Source organism: Agrobacterium pusense (assembly GCF_013285525.1).
Taxonomy (GTDB): domain Bacteria; phylum Pseudomonadota; class Alphaproteobacteria; order Rhizobiales; family Rhizobiaceae; genus Agrobacterium; species Agrobacterium pusense.
In genome coordinates this window covers 1-15674 of record NZ_CP053857.1, presented here as the reverse complement: position 1 = coordinate 15674, position 15674 = coordinate 1, and the positions used below count along the sequence as shown (strand labels likewise).

Genomic DNA, 15674 nt, shown 5'->3' with positions numbered 1-15674 from the left:
CAGTTGTCTCTGGCGGTTGCCCTGATGGGGAGCCAAGGGTCGGGTGAGCCCTTTCGCGAAAGAGATCCAGACACGGCTTATTTTATTCGTCGCGTTCCTTCCGCCACACATTCATCGCGAAATCTGCGCGATTGCTGTGTTGGCCCAATCATCTCTCGATCTCGAGGAGACGATCACGGCCGGGGCCGGGTGGAATTCCGATTGTTTCGCGCATGTCTCGGATCGTTGTAACGGCCCGTTCGAGCAAACGCCGCTTCTGATAATCGTCGAGGTGATCGAGCAGGTTGGCGTCACGGACGAGCTCGGCAATGAAACTGTTGGTCAGGGTCATGGTATGAGGTTGCCGGGTCGGCCGACGGGCGTCAACAAAAGTCCGGCAGCGCTGCCTTTGGACCGCGGTTTTGGGGCCCTACTGTGATGCAAGTGTATCATGGCGGAACACGCGGTCGAATGGAGTATGCCGATACGTTTGTGACATATCATGAATAAATATCATATATCTATGTAACATTTCCGATAAAGAGAATTAAGTTCATCGTGGGTGCCGGTGTGCCAAAGCGATAGTGAACCGGTTCATTACCGCGCTTCGGGCCGTCCGAAAAGCTTGTTTACGGGCATCTTTGTCACAGACCGTACGAAACGGAACGCTGCGGGAACGCGACGGCCGTCCAGCCGTTATGACCTACTGCTGTAATAGATGGCATTGGAGTGCGTGCGTATGGGCAGTCGAGTTTGCATCATTGGGTCAGGTCCCACCGGTATTTTCACACTTCAGCGTCTGGTTCAGTCTCCCGCACCACTCTCCATCACCGTTTACGAAGCCGAAATGCTGGCCGGAAAGGGGACGCCCTATCTTCCGGGCGCCAACGATCCGGTAATGCTGTCCAATATCCCCAGCATTGAAATACCTTCAATGCCCATGTCGCTGATCGACTGGCTGTACAGCCAGAGTGACGATTATCTGAGCCGCTTCTCCATTGTGCGATCTGGAATCAATGAGCGCGAATTCTATCCACGGCTCGTTCTGGGCGATTATTTTCACACACAATTCACAGCCATTGTGAGAGATGCGAGGAACCGCGGGCATGAGGTCGATGTGTGCCCCGGCCATTGTGTCAGGGATATCGTTCTCGGTGTCGATCAGATCCGCGTCAGCGTCGATACGAATGATGGCAGTTTTGATGCGATTTTCGACCATGTCGTGATGGCGACCGGCCACAACTGGCCAGATAAAACCGAGGTGAGACCCGGTTATTTTGCGTCTCCATGGCCGGCGGCAGCTCTTAAGGCTGCCTGCCACGGTCGGCTTGGTATATTGGGAACGTCTCTGAGCGGCATCGATGCCCTGTTAACCGTCGCGGTATCGTGCGGTTCATTTATCCATGATGAGGCGGGAATATTGCAGTTTCACGCTGCCACCGGCCACGAGAATTTCTCGGCCGTGATGATGTCGCGCAAGGGGTTGTTGCCGGAGGCTGACTTCTACGGCCCGCTTCCATATTCAATGCCAAAAGTATGTACGCAGGAGGCCGTGGATCAGGAGATTGGACGAGGACCGGTTGGTTTGCTCGACAGGGTGTTTGAACTTTTTCGACGTGAAATCGCGACTGCTGATCCCGACTACGCCTCTGAGATAGGCTTGAACAGCCTTACCGTCGATAGTTTCGCGGAAGCTTATTATGGGCGCCGGTCAGCCACTGATCCATTCGCCTGGGCAGCAGCGAACCTTGCGGAGGTTGAGCATAATGCCCGGGAACGTTTCACGGTACCCTGGCGCTACGCCATTTTGATAACACACGAAATTATCGCGCGGGCGATCCCACATTTGGACACACAGGATCTGGGCCGGTTCAACAAGTCGTTCAAAAGTGTCTTTATTGATGACTATGCGACAGTTCCGCATTTGTCGATCAAGCGTCTTCTGGCACTACGGAATGCCGGCCGGCTCGAGATTATGCGGCTCGGCGACGATTATTCCATCGATACCGATGGTCTTTCGCGCGGGGCGAGGGTACGGATGAGGGATGCCGAAGAGATATTCGACAGCTTTATCGATGCCACTGGCCAGACTGCCCTCTCCGCCCGGGACCTGCCTTTCCCTTCGCTGCGGCGCGGGACTGTGAAACCAGCAATGACAGTGGAGTCCGGGACTCCATTAGCTATTGAAGAGAACGACCCAATTGTCAGAAGAACCGGTGGTATAGCGGTGGATGAAAGTTACCGTCCGCTCGATACGGGCCTGCTGTCGAACCGGCTTTACTGTGTGGCCATTCCCTTTTTGTTGCACAAGCATCCGTTCGTTCAGGGTATAACAAGCGCAGCGGAACTGGGCGAGACCGCTGCGGAGGCCATTCTGGAAGACCTGAGCAAAACCGCATTTCCGTCGAGACTTTTAACGGCCTGACAGTAGCAGACGGGAAGTGAGGATGACTGAGTGCATTCGACCAATGCCGGCAATCGGAAAAATCGTAGAAATATGGCGATACCCAGTGAGCTCACTCGGCGGGCAAATCTGCCATGAGGCCGACATCAGTCTGAATGGGATCACGGGAGATAGGCGTTTCGGCCTCTTTGATCCCGTGTCCGGCGTAGTCGCTGCGCCGGAAAAAGACGCTCGTTGGCGCCCGGCGCTTTTTCTTAAGAGCGCCATGGATGAGAATGGCGTTCGTATTGGGTTTCCGAACGGACGATGGCTATACCTCGAAGATTCTCAATTGCCGCAGGCGCTGTCAGCGCATTTCGGATTTGAAGCGGAGATCGGCAGTTATGCCGCGGCGGATCCATTGGCACCCTCTCTTCCGCAAATCAGAAATCGCTATCCGGTATCGCCCCTGCATTTAGTGACTACCTCCTCGTTGTGCGAACTCCAGCGGATGACGCCACAAAGCTCTATCGACCGGCTGCGTTTTCGTCCCAACATCCTACTTGAGACGGAAGACATGTCCGGCTTTTCAGAATTTGGCTGGATCGGCGACGCCATCAGTTTCGGCTCAGTTGAGGTCACGGTAACGGAAACGACAAAACGCTGTGGCATGACACTTATCGCGCAGCCGGAGCTGAAGGAGCAGCCTGAAATCCTCCGAACGATGCTGAGAAACACCAAGCGCGCGCTTGGCATTTATTGTGAGCCCAGGACAACAGGCCGTATTAAGATCGGCACTACTGGGAAAAAACACGTCGGGTAGCGAGTTGTCTGCGGTGAGATGCGTCACAGCTTTCGCAGAGGTTATTTAAGTGTCCCTCTCGGCAGGTATGCCAAAGCGCGCGCCGACCAACGCAACAATTAAGACTGCTTATTATTGAGGGCTTGTGAGATGTAGTCTCTTTCCCGATGGAGGTAGGTGGTATTTCGTGTTCCCCACTGCTGCGCAAAAAGGGATGAGAATCGTGAAGAATGCTATCAGCTTAGCCGTCTTTTTTGCTTTGACCGTATCATCGTCATCAAGTCAGGCGAAGGAGCCGAAATTCTCGACTCGTTTGATTATTTCCGTTGATGAGCCGCTGAATAAAGAAGGTGGGGCGGTAATCATATCTGGTCGAAAGGTGTCTGATGATGAATGGCGCGCCCTAGCTGCAGATTCGGGACCTGGGGACGCTCGCGAAAAGGCGTTTCATATAAGCGTGTCGTCGCCTGCCTCTATCGTGGATTTTGTTTACCCTGAGAGCGTAACCTACAGTTTTAAGTTTCAATCTCTTCCTGGCAGCAACGCCCCGCCCCTTAAAACTCGGGAGGTTTTAACTGGAAGCGCTGAGGTAGCCGATCCGGAAACCAAAGAGCAGGTGAGTTGGCCATCGATGAGCGTCATTTATGTTGAGGGTGCCACCTATAATGAGGGATGGGCGCGGATATTCGCTTCCACGTTCGATCTGGCTTTCAATAGCGAGGATAAAGCTGCCGTCTCTATCGAGCGTTTCTCTGCGGGCCGTGTTTTATCGTTATCCCAGAGCGCGATTGTAACCTTTGTGAGGGATTCCAAATGAGCCAGTTGCTCCCGGTATCGCTGTCATTTCCTCTCAATAGGAGAGATATCGGTCTGGGTGGTATTGGCTTCCACGGCGATTGAAGAGGATTCTCGTGATTTTGGACTTCATTGGGAAAGATTGCACGCTCGACCATCAGGCCATCCGAAACAGGAATTTCGCGGCGAGGATTTATCCCGAATTTCCAAGCGGGGAGGAAATCGTTCTTGTCGCCACGCGTATCGGCAGTGACGAGATTGATTTCGCTGCTTACGAGTTCGGTCAGCCTCCGTGCCAATTTTCACCGCAACCGGTCGGCTCGGGGCTTGATGCGCTGTTTGAAAATTCGCCCTATAACCTTCTGATCCATTTTTCAGGTCATGATCTTTGGATCTGGGCGCCGGAGGATCACGAATACCTCGTTGTCTTTGGTGATACCAATTTGGTCCAGGCGATAGAACGAAGTGACATATTCTCCTACAGCTTTACTGAATATCTGGGCAGTGGTGGTTTGTCGCAAGCGACAGTCACACATCTTCGCGGCGTAGCATCGAACTATACGATCGGGGAATAGCGGGCGAGCCTGCTGATGGCGGATCATGGATGTGCTGGAAGGGTCCGCGAATGTGTTCTCTGGCCGGCACAAGGGTAACCAAAGCTCATTTCACGATGACACCTTACGAACCGATCGTGTTGTGCCTGGAAGCAGATTTTAGATGTTGGAGCAGCGTAAGCTGTTCTGCATGAAGCAACGCCTCGGGAGAAGAAAACTTTTTCGCAATTCCGCTGACATAGGAGGTCGGCGCTTTGGTTAAAGCAGATCGACTATCATCATCGCCCAAAAAAAGACGAGCATGGCGATACAGGCCGGGCGGAAGAGATAAAATCGCTGCCAGTTCGTGAGGCGGAGGTCGTTGTAGTGCATGGATCTGTCAAGTCTGACGTGATCCATGTTGCTGTCGACAGAAAAATCGCCACCGTTCTTCTTGTAGAAATTATACTCCCGAACCTGCGCGATAATCTGTTGCACAGCCAGAAGGCCAACCGCGATAAGAGCCGCAGAAAAAATGACGATCTTAAGTATCAGCAAGCGTTTCTCCACTACAATCAGTTGAAACGGCGACGTATCCGGATGTGCATCAAATCGTGGGAGACGAATTGCGAAACCGCTTCAGTGGATGCAATTGTTGTTCAAAACTACGCAATGTCGATTTTTTCGTCCAGTATCTGACAATGATGTGGAGCGGTATTTTGGACAGGCGAAAGGTGGGCTTCCACGAGCTTGATGCGGACACAGGAATAAACTGTCATGGGAGGCCGCATATTAGAGCATCGGATTGCGCCCTAAGTAGATAGACGGAAATATAAAAACCAAAATTTCGTCGAGGAAGACGAGAAAATCGAGATGATGTCGGCAAAAATAGAAATGAATTTAGCATGATTGGCGTGTTTGTTAGACTAATAATTCTTGCGGTTGCATTGCCTATTTTCTCGGAGACGTCCGGGGCGGCGGCGAATGCTGAGGTAATAAAGCCAGTAAAAACTCAGGTCACGATAATCGTCGATAATGCTGTGCTTCAAACCGGCGGAACGGTTCTCGTGGTGCCCCAAAAGGTCTCCCGGGACGTCTGGGATAGACTGCCCAAGCGACCGGAGAATTCCCTGCTTCGGAATAATCCGAAATCTCGGGTGATCGGGGACGCGGATAAATTGCTGGAGGTGAGGGTCTCCAGCAAGGTTTCCGTTGTCGAGTTCGACTATCCAGCCGATGGGACTTACGGGTTTAATCTGGTTCCCGGCGATAACACAAGGCCGTCTGCCCTGCGCACGAAGCGCATTTTTGTGGGCAGCGGATATTATACCGATCAAAAGACAGGAACGCGAGTGGACTGGGGCGAAGTTTCAACGATCCACATCTATGGGCCGGACGTTGATGAGAGTTTTAGCCGATCGATCAGGATCTCATCGAACGAAATAATGAATATTGGCGCCGCCAAAATCGCGGGTGAGGGATTTGTCGTACATCGGCTCAGTGATAGGCAAATAGACCGTGCGGTGATCAAAGAGCCGAAATAAAAAAGAATATGTCTATATTACCAATATCCCGGCAGGCCGTCGACATGAGGCAACGATGAAATCCAATCGATATGGAATAGACAAGGAATTCTGCCGCAGGAACGGTTGTAGCATCTTCTTTGGCGTGGATTGGCTGGATGACGCCGAATTTGAAGCCATCAAGGCATTTTTCGGCTCGCGTCGATTGTTCGTCTCAAGCGGGGATAAACCACTTGAGCAATCGCCCGCCTCCTCGTTTTCCGAGGCTGTGAATCTGGAAAGTGAATTTGTGGATAGCGACAAGTATATTCTCTCACCGAATGACGCGTTGATTTATGTAAGCGATGATCGCGATGTTTACCTCGTTGCCGCATCGAGCGAGCGTCTTGCAACGTTGATCACCGAAATATCAGCCCGCGGTGGGAAAACATATTCTTCCCTCGTGCGCAGCGGCACAGTCGAACCTAAGAGGCAGGTCAGGGCTTTATTCAACTATTGGGCAGATCTGAATTTCGAGATCGCCTGAACAGCTGGCTGCGCAAGTTCGAGGTTAAGACCGCGATAATCCTGGCTTGTTCACTCGGTTCAACGGTTGACGCGGTTCGCGGTCTCAACGCATACGCTGCGCGCCGCAGCATTCTGTTTTCGCAAGATGCCTGCGACATATTGAGGTCGGTGACGGGAATACCCGCATGCTCTGTGTGAAAGGGTCATCGGCCGCAGACGGAGACCCAATCCAGCTGGGTTCTGACCTGCGTGCCTTGGACGATTGAAGTGCGACGACTGCTGGCCGGTGGGGAAATGATAGCGAGAACTGAACGTGTTAAAGACCGCGAAATTCTCGCCCAACTCGCTCACTTACCGGCGCGGCATGATGAGCTCGATGCCGAAGGTGAGCGGATACTGCGAACGTAGTGCTCCGCAATCGGGCCATGAGTTCTCGTTAGTCACCGATCACCCGGCGAGCCGCCGTGCCTTCTATCATATGCGAGAATAGGTTTGCCTCGAAATTGGAGGGTTTCGATCTCCTTTGGCTTGGCCTTGAAATCGCGACTGGTGGGCAACGAGCAACGCGGGCACATCCTCCTAAGTCCGTAGAGTGAGTGAATCAGAACTTAGCACTGACAGCAACGCCGACTTTTTCAACGGTATCCGCCAAAAGCGGACCTTGGCAATACACTGCGCGTTGTGTGACGTCGCAAAAGTCGGGAGAACAAAGGTCGCTTTAATATTTGCGACAGAACTAAAAGTCCACAGTCGGCCCAGACAGATCATATTGGCGCTTCCGCACGGCGTACGTTAGTTTTGTCCGCGCTGGCATCTTCACCTCTGGAACCCTAAGTGTTCAACCGCTAGATAAAAAGTCGTTCTGGGTAGAGACGGTTCTATACGTTTAGGCAGGAGCATCATCATGGCTTTGGAAAAGGTTTCGGCTGAAGAGTGGATCGATCAGGTGAAGCGGCGGACCGTCGCGCTGCCGGTGCATCTCGGTGACTATATAGGCCGCTTCCAGCTGACTCCGGCTGGTTTGCCGCTGGAAGATATCGATGCTCGCTATCATGTGGGCGATTTGCGGGTGGACGGTAACTTTCGGCCTGAGAGCCTGATCACAGCGGTCGATGGCGATCTCGTCGTTGGCGGACTCATTTCGACGCAAGGCGGCGAAGGCGCCGATGGCAACGCGACGCTGATTGTTTTTGGCGATGTGCGGTGCAAGACGCTAATCAATGAATGGGGTAGCATCATCATTGTGACCGGCGACTTGATCATTGACGAGTGGGCGTATGCCGGGCGAGAGGACTCATCCCTTGTTGTCGGCGGGAATTTTAGGACGCCTATTTACATCGGCGCAGATATCGGGGTTACCGTCGGCGGCGCGGTGGAGGCGGATTATGCCTATGGCTACGCTACCAACTTTCCGGAACTGGGGCAAACGTATGGGGCTAGCAAGACGTTGGAGAACAGAAGCTGGCGAGAGATCGCGGCTCGGCTGGGTCTTGGCCGCGAGGTGATGGCGGAGGAGGGGCTGATGGAGGCGCTGGATATGCGGGTAATTACGACGGGGAGTTTGTTGCCGAGTTAAAATCCTTGATTCGGCACTTTGAGCCAGACTAGGGGATCAAGCTGGCGACTTTCGCAGCAAGGTATCCGGTTGATTCCAGGAATGCCATGGGTCCTCAATCCGTCTGCGACACATCATCGTCGATGTGGTTCCGGCAGCTCCGACTAACGACTGAACCAACGGCGGCTTTCAGGATCAATCGCGGCTCGTCTGCACGACCGAATTGAAGGCGCAGAGCCGTCTCACGGCATTCGATCCACCGTGCACGCTTCGGGCCAGAACCTGCCGCGAATAGATCACGCCATTTCTGGTGATTGCGCAAGTTTCTGATCTGGCCGAGTATCGAAGCGACTATGTCCGCGCTGGGAGTCTCATATGAAGTTGGTCGAAACGCCGGAGTTTTCCGTTGAAGCAAATCCGATGTTTGAAAATACCCGTGTCTTTGCAGGGTCAATCGGATTGCGTCGTCATCCGGAGACGGCGTTCTCACCACAGATGAGCGTGTGGTCTGCTAAGCGTGAGAGAAAATCGCCCGAAAAATGGCTTAGCGACCGCCTCAAAGATGATGGCGGCAAAATCATTGGGCGCGAAGCCGTGACCTTCGCAGGCATGCCAGGCGAGATGAGCAAAGTAAAGGATCGTTTGCAGGACTGGGAGACGAAGGAGAAACGCAACTGGTATCGGCTGCGTGCGCTTCTGGTGTCGGCCGATGGCTCTACCTGGTATCACGCCACTGCTATGGTCAGTGAGCCGGAGCTCGCCGAGATCGAGAAAGATTTCAAGCGTCTGCTAGAATCCCTCCGCATCAAGCTCGAAGGCAATGCCGCGAATGAGGTAAGAGCTGCGGCGGAAGCTGAGACGGCAGCCGTCGTTGAAAAACTGAAGAACAGCATGGAGAAGGTGTCAGCCATTGCCATCCAGCACAGCCAGGAAGAACGGCGCCTCGAAAATGCAGCCGCCGCGATGGCACCCGTGGCAGGCATCGAGGAGCGCTTCAACGCGGCAGTGGCTGACGCTGGGTTGCAGGATAAGAGTGACGCTCTGCGACGGATCGTCATGCCGACGGTTGCCATGGTTGAATGCGATACCGCCGACCGCGAAATCACTGGCCTCAGCCGCATCGGCGGAGGCCCTGACCTGCCCATCGACACGGATTGGCCGCGCGACGACAACGGCTTACACCTCAATTATCTTGCCCAGATCAATCTTGCTGACTTGCCTGATGGCCCGGAAGAACTACCGGCATCCGGGTTGATCTCCTTCTTCACGGGAACGGACTACACGGATTGGCGCGTCCTCTACACTCCGCCGGACGTAAGTCTCACGCCCCATACAGTTTCGGAAGACGCGATGGACACGGCAATCTCGGTATCGCAGATGATCGTCAGGGATAGCGACCTCAAGCGGTTTGTACCCAACGGACAGGCTGTCGACGGACTATCGGTCAGCACGGACGAGGCCGGTCGCTTGACATTCAGCCGTGACGGGGTACCCGTCAGGGCTTTCGCCTCCGAATACGAGTTCAGCCGCTCGGCGCAGACGCTGCGCTTCGAACGCTCGCTTAGCGCTCCCTTCGGCCAGCGTGGCCCCAACAACAACCCGAGGGCCTATGCTGATATTGGGATCGAAGACCCGTCGGATTTTTCTATCGCGGTCAGCGAGCGCTTCAAAATTGGAGATGGACCGCAGCACCAGATGTTCGGAGTAACCGGCGTGCGTGATCTCGCCGCAATCCAGCAGATGGCTGCGAACCATGCAGCACAAAACGGCTGGTCTGATATCTCCGCGCCAGATGGCTGGTTCATTTTGGTCAAGCTCGCATCCGGAGGGGAAGCGGATTTCAGCTTCAGTGATCACGGCGACTACGTTTTTATGATCAATCAAAATGACGCCGCTCGAGCGGACTTCTCGCGGGTCTACGCCTTTGTCGACTCTGGTTGAGTAAGAGATCACGATATGACGCCATGGCTTCACTTACAATCGCAACATGGAAACGACAGGTCGAACGTCCGTTGCGCGCCAATTGCGCCAATAGCCGTCATGGCACTGATGCGCCAACACCGGACATTGAATTCGGGTTCGCTCAGCGCGATCGACGGCAGACCGGGTTCTACGTATGCTCCCTCGCATGTTCCTTTTAAACGGCAGACAACCGATCCATGAGCCAAATCGACAACGCCATAGAAGTTTTAAAGGAAAAGTGCGGCTTTCAAGTCGTGTCAGGCACAACTTGGAATGACGGGGATTTCAGTCGCTTCACAGAGCTCACAGGTTGTTCGATCCCGAACCAATTGGCGGATGTGCTGAGACGATATGGTCAATCCGGGACGGAGTATAACGACTACTTTCTTGTCGAGGACCGTGATGGTGGTCGGTTCGTGCACGACGTTCAAGTTCTCATATCGACTTTCGATATCATCGTGGAGCGCCATGAAACCTTTATTTCTCAGTCCGTCTGGGAGGACCAATTTACGCTGCCGATGGTTTTTTTTGGTTCTGCCGATTCAGGGCATTCTTATCTTCTTGCCGACGGGATCAATTCTGAAAACAATGCTGTCTACTTGTGGCAGCGCGCCACCGATCCCTTTGGGACGGGTAATAACTCCAAGGGGATCATAAGGTTGGCCGATAGCCTTACAGATTTTTTTCTTTCCCTGACTGGGCTTGAAAACCTCGAAAAGGATTGATGGACGAAGTAATGACCGCAGTGGGGCAACAGCGGTCATGCGGCAATGGCGACATATAGGAAGCGTGCACTCTTAGGATTCCCAAATCACGGTCGTTCTGATTTATTGCTGCTCTTCGAAGGGAGTGATGGAATCGCCATATGAACGAATACCAGGCCAGACTTGCTTCGATCGTGGAAGACTTCGGTGTTCCCAATGGCGGAGAACCGGTCGACATTGAGCGCCATAGAGGCCAAGTCCCAGACGCTGTGATCGAGTTTTGGGAGCATTACGGCACCGGGATCGTATTGGATGGATATTTTCAGTTTTGCGATCCTGCTCGATTTGCTTCGATCATGAAGGTTGTTTTCGATGGCGATAACGAGATCAGACCCGAACAGACGCATGCCCTGGGCTTCGGCGCGTTTGGAACGATCGTCGCATGGAATGAAGTGTATCAGGACGTCGTCATCAACCTCGTGAACAGCCAGGCGTCGTGCCCCGCTCTTGTGAGCGGCAAGACCTTCGATCCCGATGTGGCCGTCACCAGCCAATTGATGATGATCGACGATCCTACCCTCGATGAATATGATGCAAGCGTAAAAAAGCTGTTCAAACCGGCATATGCCAAGCTGGGAAAGCTCGGCTTTGGGCAGATCTATGGTTTCCAACCGATTCTGGCGCTTGGCGGCGACAGAGCCCTGGAAAGTCTCGCGATCTACGACGCGTTGCCGCATATGGCGATCTTGGCGCAGGCGCATGAGATGCAGTTGATGGACAATGCCGCTTTTCCGCCTCGGCCGGTGCGCGTGATTGGTTCATGAGCTCGGCCCAATGAACGCATCGGGGGCGACCATCGCCTCGCTCATCGAGACCTGCAAGCTCAATGCCGTCGATCCGCTGGCTTATCTGACCGCCACGCTCACCGCCATCGTCAACGGCCACAAGCAGACCGTATTGATGAGTTGCTGCCATGGGGCTGCAGGGATCAGTCATGCGCTCCGAAGACCTCAGTCGGCACTTAGCCGTCATTGGGTCACAATGTGCAGCTCCTATTGTCCGATGATAGCGGGCGGAGCCGGAGCGATGGCCACATACTTAAAGTCGTATATTTTCGTTTTTTGGGCAATGGCGTGCGTTGCCCAGTCAACGACTAGCGCTTCCGCTCAAATTGCTGCATCCGATGAGCGGCGTATCCAAGTCGCTGTCATGTTGGATGGACTGGCAGAGCCCATCGTCGGTGAAGCCCATTGCCGGGTCGATAAAAGGTGCGAGATCATTTCTGCTTTAGGATCAGGCGTCAAAGTGAATGTTAACTGGCGTCGCCGGGGGACAGTCGAATCGGCAGATTTGACTATTCAGTGCCCAAAGGGGTGCTCGTTCACATCGGGTCTGTCGAAGGTCACTTTCCAGAGCGAACGAAAATTCGATATTTTTCGCGGGGCAGAGAACCTCGTTGAGATAAAGCCGGTGTTAAGGCCCAGGATCAAAATTGGGCAAATTTTTCTGATCGTCGAATAAGCTCACTGATCGCTGCAATTGACGCATTGTTGCCATATGCCTTGGCAGCAGAAGTCGTTCGAAACGGCAAAACGTGTCGTGGTCAAGGTGCCCGGCAAACAGCGCTTACCCTTATCACCACCTACAGCGATGAATTCTTCGCCCTTGTGGCAATCTCCATTCGTCACGACGGTGGTGGCACGTTTTCGGTTCAGCTTTCTGGCACCTCTCAGTTCGACACTGCCTTTGATACAGCCTTCAGTGCTCCCTTGACCGTCAAGCTGATCGGATACCGCAACTCTGCGACCCAAGAGGATCTTTTGGGCTGGTTCGACCGCTTTCTCAAAAAAGACAACTTCACTTTCACGCCGCTGCAACGAGTTGAAGACCTCTATCTCGATGGTGTGGTCAAATAAACGCCGTGCCAATCGTCCTTAGGCGTCAATTTTCGAAAGCGCACCCACGATCACAGTTATTGGTATGCGGCGCGGTTCTCATCGTAACTGGACACCCAATGGACCCAGACAGAGACTCCCCTGGCCTTCAACGCTTCCATCACCTGTCGATTGGGATGCCCCGGCGTCGTGACATCTGCGTAAAGCTGGTCGTCGAGGACACGGACGCTTCGTAGACTGGGCATGTCGAGCAGAGCCGGGATGTTCTCTAACGCAATCCCTGCATTGATGGTCTCGATCTTGAATGGCGGCAGGAGGTCACGAGGGTCCACAGTCCCGATCATCGACGTCAGATCAAGACTCTTGATATTCGGGCAGTGCTTGATCCCGGCAAGGCTGTTGATGTCAAAGATATCGTCCTCTCCATCCCAGAAGAACCAGACATATCGATAGATGGAACTGCCTCCATCCAGAACAAGCTCGTCGATCTCATTCAAAAGGTCGGTCGAAAGAGGATAGCGATCCAGGTAGGCACGAACTGCGGGAATGGGCTTGTAGCCTTCGTTCTCAAGATCGACGGGCCGCCCGAGAACATGCTCGGCAAGCTGTTGTGGGGTCCCGAGATCGATTAGTTGTTTGTCAATGAGGCTGGATAGGATCGCAAGCTTTAGATTAGGATCACCGAACGGCGCACCCGAGATATCTCCAGGCGCAGGGTAGCGTGATGCAGTAGCCATCCGCGACCATCCAAGAGTTGCGAAAATACCTCCCGCGGCCACGAAATCACGTCGTTTCAGCATAAGTGTGCCATATCTCCATGAAATTGAGCCGTTTTGACGTGCTGACCTGCTTCAATATCAGGTTTACCGAAAGTAGCCTACACTGACCCAGCGCAAGATCGGTGCCCGGAATGGGCCGACGGCCGTCATGGCCCTGAAGCGCCAATTGCGGACATTGCGGTTGCGACAAAACTCCTTACTCTGCAATCGTCGTGGAACGTCGAAAGAGAATGGAACATGACCGCATTCGCTGATATCCTCTCCATCCAGCGCGCCTGCAATACTTTAAACCTTGACACCTCGTTGGCGCGTGCGCTTGTCAATACTGCCCGCCCGACAATCTGGCTCCGCCACGGTGATCCGGTGGACGATGCCGCGCTTAGCGTTGGGGCAAGTAAAGTAGGAGGCGAGCCTGATCTCCCGCCGGGAATCGCTTGGCCGATGCGGCCCGCACTGGCTGACCCCGATGGCACTGCGAAGAGGCTCCGTAAGATACTCGCAGACCGCGGAGGCAATGAAAACGTGGCGTCTTGCGTGGAATTCATCATCGAGCATCTGGCGTATGAGACACCCATGGCCTTTCTCGCGCAGGTGAATCTTTCGGACATGGCGCGCGAACCCGGCTTCGATCCTTCCCTGCCCGATCACGGTATGTTGTGGGCGTTCAATGATCCCTTCGCCGACTGGTATGGTGCGCAATCGCCCAGCGGGGGCATTTCTCTTTTGTGGAGTGAAGAGGGTGGATTGGACAGACGGGCAACACCGCGGGTCGTGCGAGACGCCTGGCAGAAGGGCGTGAGCGATTACGGCTCTTTGATGTCAGAACCCTGGGAGGCGGATGTCCAGTCCGAGCCGCTCCTCCCCGTTTCTGGCTGGTCGGTCAGTCCGCGTTTCAGCCGGTACGTCAATATCGATCTTGCGGATGAGCGCTTCGAGATGAAGGAGGGCGGCGGTGATCAGCTTGGGGGATGGGAGCAACGATTCAACAAAAAATGCATGGCGAAGTAGAATTGATCTCCAGCGGTCAAGCAGACAGCGGATTGGCTCACGCCGAGAGCGTCCTTTCCACCGGGGAGCGCTGGCGGCATGTCCTGACAATCAACGCCGAGACCTACCTCTGGCGGCTCATGCCGACATGGGGTGACGGCGCAATGTTCATATTCGTGGATGAAAGTGAACTCGAAGCTCGCCGCTTTGGTCAAGCGGTAGGAACCTCGCAGTTCACCTGAGAACACCCACTCTACTGAAAAGAGCGCCTCTAACACGTCAGACTGGTGGCTTGGTGATGAACGTCGGGCACTCTTGCCAATTGTGATAAAGAGGCATGATCCTACCGAACACCATCTGTGATGGCGTACTGACTGCTTTGGGCCATAAGTGGACATTATCAAGCTAAGCTTGATGATGAAGCTAAAGTGAAAAATTGTTTTAACTGGCTGCGGTGGTTGCCGCCTGCATATTTCGATTTGAAAGGATGTGTGTTTTCAACGAATTGACGCTGTTCCTCTAGCTTCTTTAGCTTTTGGGAAAGATTTTTGTTTCCCCTTTCATCCCCACCCTGTTTGGCTGACTTATACTGACCCTGTTGCGCGATGAACGGGAAACGTTCCGGTTTTGAAGCGGAACCAGCGCCGGCTGTGAGAGAAAGACGTCACTCTCATGTTTCGGGGTCTGACAGGCAAAGCCCTCTTGCAATGACTGGAGGAGAGATAGAATCCGGTTTGTGGTGGGCCTTTTTATTTCTCCGAAACGCGTTGGCTGAAGGACAAGCTCTCACAGGTATAAACCGCTGATGCGGGGCACTGATAAGTGTCTTTATTTTCCACAGGCGGCAATTTTCAGTGCCCCTTGCAATGCCCATCAAGCTGAAAGGCTGATGGAAAAGAGATGAAGCTTACAACACGGTCGCAACTGCGTCGCGTGACAGGAAAGGTGTGTTCACATGAATGTCTATGAAATGTACGTCATTGCTACTCGTGCAGATACCGCCCTGATGAGGAGGAGGCTGGCACGATCTGTTTATGCCAGGACAAAGCTTCGAAATCGGAAGCTCAAGAAGCAATATTTACGCAACCAGAAGGAGAGTTCTGATTCGGCGACGGATAGAAAGAGAGCAGGGACTTTACAATCCTGGTGGCTTCCATAACATATATTTATACAATAACCGACGCAAAACATATAAAATATATGCGATGATGGATTGTGTGCTTTTGTCTGAGTGCGGATGAGAATCTGCGAGTAAGACTGATTTTACGGA

Annotated in this window: 17 protein-coding genes and 1 pseudogene; 15 read left to right on the top strand and 3 right to left on the bottom strand. The window is 53.6% G+C overall.

Annotation, left to right across the window (positions count from 1 at the left end):
* Nucleotides 1-148: 148 nt before the first annotated feature.
* Nucleotides 149-331 (bottom strand): hypothetical protein, encoded by a 183-nt coding sequence (locus tag HQN82_RS13710; RefSeq protein WP_173615023.1) that lies wholly within the window; start codon nt 329-331, stop codon nt 149-151.
* A gap of 387 nt (nt 332-718) precedes the next feature.
* On the opposite strand from HQN82_RS13710, the gene HQN82_RS13705 reads away from it, so the two are divergent.
* The 4 genes from HQN82_RS13705 to HQN82_RS13690 all read left to right on the top strand — a co-directional run bounded on the left by HQN82_RS13705 (nt 719) and on the right by HQN82_RS13690 (nt 4534).
* Complete coding sequence (locus tag HQN82_RS13705; protein ID WP_173615038.1) at nt 719-2404, top strand: FAD/NAD(P)-binding protein; 1686 nt, start codon at nt 719-721, stop codon at nt 2402-2404.
* A gap of 85 nt (nt 2405-2489) precedes the next feature.
* Nucleotides 2490-3185, top strand: coding sequence for an MOSC domain-containing protein (locus HQN82_RS13700; RefSeq protein ID WP_173615037.1), 696 nt, complete (start codon nt 2490-2492; stop codon nt 3183-3185).
* Between the two features lie 202 nt (nt 3186-3387).
* Nucleotides 3388-3981: a hypothetical protein gene (locus HQN82_RS13695; protein ID WP_173615036.1), complete on the top strand. Its 594-nt coding sequence runs from the start codon at nt 3388-3390 to the stop codon at nt 3979-3981.
* A 94-nt stretch (nt 3982-4075) separates the two neighbouring features.
* On the top strand, nt 4076-4534 hold the full coding sequence (locus tag HQN82_RS13690) for a hypothetical protein (RefSeq protein WP_234904897.1): 459 nt from the start codon (nt 4076-4078) through the stop codon (nt 4532-4534).
* 237 nt (nt 4535-4771) lie between these two features.
* Here the strand turns inward: HQN82_RS13690 and HQN82_RS13685 are convergent, their stop codons facing one another.
* Complete coding sequence (locus HQN82_RS13685) at nt 4772-5050, bottom strand: hypothetical protein (RefSeq protein ID WP_173615035.1); 279 nt, start codon at nt 5048-5050, stop codon at nt 4772-4774.
* Between the two features lie 347 nt (nt 5051-5397).
* Here HQN82_RS13685 and HQN82_RS13680 point away from each other — a divergent pair, with 347 nt between their 5' ends.
* The 9 genes and pseudogenes from HQN82_RS13680 (at nt 5398) to HQN82_RS13640 (ending at nt 12659) form a co-directional block, all read left to right on the top strand.
* Entirely contained in the window at nt 5398-6036 is a 639-nt protein-coding gene (locus HQN82_RS13680) for a hypothetical protein (RefSeq protein WP_173615034.1), read from the top strand.
* 55 nt (nt 6037-6091) lie between these two features.
* Nucleotides 6092-6541: a hypothetical protein gene (locus HQN82_RS13675; RefSeq protein ID WP_173615033.1), complete on the top strand. Its 450-nt coding sequence runs from the start codon at nt 6092-6094 to the stop codon at nt 6539-6541.
* Nucleotides 6542-7426: 885 nt separating this feature from the next.
* A complete protein-coding gene (locus HQN82_RS13670) occupies nt 7427-8098 on the top strand; it encodes a hypothetical protein (protein ID WP_173615032.1) in 672 nt (223 codons plus the stop codon).
* A 354-nt stretch (nt 8099-8452) separates the two neighbouring features.
* Nucleotides 8453-10018, top strand: a complete 1566-nt coding sequence (locus HQN82_RS13665; RefSeq protein ID WP_173615031.1) for a DUF1963 domain-containing protein — start codon at nt 8453-8455, stop codon at nt 10016-10018.
* Between the two features lie 218 nt (nt 10019-10236).
* Nucleotides 10237-10764, top strand: coding sequence for an SMI1/KNR4 family protein (locus HQN82_RS13660; protein WP_173615030.1), 528 nt, complete (start codon nt 10237-10239; stop codon nt 10762-10764).
* A gap of 140 nt (nt 10765-10904) precedes the next feature.
* A complete protein-coding gene (locus HQN82_RS13655; RefSeq protein ID WP_173615029.1) occupies nt 10905-11567 on the top strand; it encodes a GAD-like domain-containing protein in 663 nt (220 codons plus the stop codon).
* 22 nt (nt 11568-11589) lie between these two features.
* Nucleotides 11590-11768 (top strand): annotated as a pseudogene (locus HQN82_RS13650) (transposase domain-containing protein); the annotation flags it as partial.
* A 61-nt stretch (nt 11769-11829) separates the two neighbouring features.
* Nucleotides 11830-12264: a hypothetical protein gene (locus HQN82_RS13645; RefSeq protein WP_173615028.1), complete on the top strand. Its 435-nt coding sequence runs from the start codon at nt 11830-11832 to the stop codon at nt 12262-12264.
* A 41-nt stretch (nt 12265-12305) separates the two neighbouring features.
* Nucleotides 12306-12659 (top strand): hypothetical protein, encoded by a 354-nt coding sequence (locus tag HQN82_RS13640; RefSeq protein ID WP_234904896.1) that lies wholly within the window; start codon nt 12306-12308, stop codon nt 12657-12659.
* A gap of 56 nt (nt 12660-12715) precedes the next feature.
* Here HQN82_RS13640 and HQN82_RS13635 read toward each other — a convergent pair whose 3' ends face one another.
* The gene (locus HQN82_RS13635; RefSeq protein ID WP_173615027.1) at nt 12716-13375 is read right to left on the bottom strand and encodes a DUF6892 domain-containing protein; all 660 of its coding nucleotides are present in this window, start codon (nt 13373-13375) and stop codon (nt 12716-12718) included.
* A gap of 279 nt (nt 13376-13654) precedes the next feature.
* Here HQN82_RS13635 and HQN82_RS13630 point away from each other — a divergent pair, with 279 nt between their 5' ends.
* Both HQN82_RS13630 and HQN82_RS13625 read left to right on the top strand, forming a co-directional pair.
* Nucleotides 13655-14425 carry a DUF1963 domain-containing protein gene (locus HQN82_RS13630; protein WP_173615026.1) on the top strand — a complete coding sequence of 257 codons (771 nt, stop codon included), beginning with the start codon at nt 13655-13657 and terminating at the stop codon, nt 14423-14425.
* Between the two features lie 32 nt (nt 14426-14457).
* Entirely contained in the window at nt 14458-14646 is a 189-nt protein-coding gene (locus tag HQN82_RS13625) for a hypothetical protein (RefSeq protein ID WP_173615025.1), read from the top strand.
* The last annotated feature ends 1028 nt before the right edge of the window (nt 14647-15674 follow it).

Bases quoted from the DNA above. Each gene is read 5' to 3' on its own strand.
- HQN82_RS13710 (WP_173615023.1), bottom strand. From the start codon at position 331: ATGACCCTGACCAACAGTTTCATTGCCGAGCTCGTCCGTGACGCCAAC.
- HQN82_RS13705 (WP_173615038.1), top strand. From the start codon at position 719: ATGGGCAGTCGAGTTTGCATCATTGGGTCAGGTCCCACCGGTATTTTC.
- HQN82_RS13680 (WP_173615034.1), top strand. From the start codon at position 5,398: ATGATTGGCGTGTTTGTTAGACTAATAATTCTTGCGGTTGCATTGCCT.
- HQN82_RS13675 (WP_173615033.1), top strand. From the start codon at position 6,092: ATGAAATCCAATCGATATGGAATAGACAAGGAATTCTGCCGCAGGAAC.
- HQN82_RS13670 (WP_173615032.1), top strand. From the start codon at position 7,427: ATGGCTTTGGAAAAGGTTTCGGCTGAAGAGTGGATCGATCAGGTGAAG.
- HQN82_RS13665 (WP_173615031.1), top strand. From the start codon at position 8,453: ATGAAGTTGGTCGAAACGCCGGAGTTTTCCGTTGAAGCAAATCCGATG.
- HQN82_RS13660 (WP_173615030.1), top strand. From the start codon at position 10,237: ATGAGCCAAATCGACAACGCCATAGAAGTTTTAAAGGAAAAGTGCGGC.
- HQN82_RS13655 (WP_173615029.1), top strand. From the start codon at position 10,905: ATGAACGAATACCAGGCCAGACTTGCTTCGATCGTGGAAGACTTCGGT.
- HQN82_RS13645 (WP_173615028.1), top strand. From the start codon at position 11,830: ATGGCCACATACTTAAAGTCGTATATTTTCGTTTTTTGGGCAATGGCG.
- HQN82_RS13635 (WP_173615027.1), bottom strand. From the start codon at position 13,375: ATGGCTACTGCATCACGCTACCCTGCGCCTGGAGATATCTCGGGTGCG.
- HQN82_RS13630 (WP_173615026.1), top strand. From the start codon at position 13,655: ATGACCGCATTCGCTGATATCCTCTCCATCCAGCGCGCCTGCAATACT.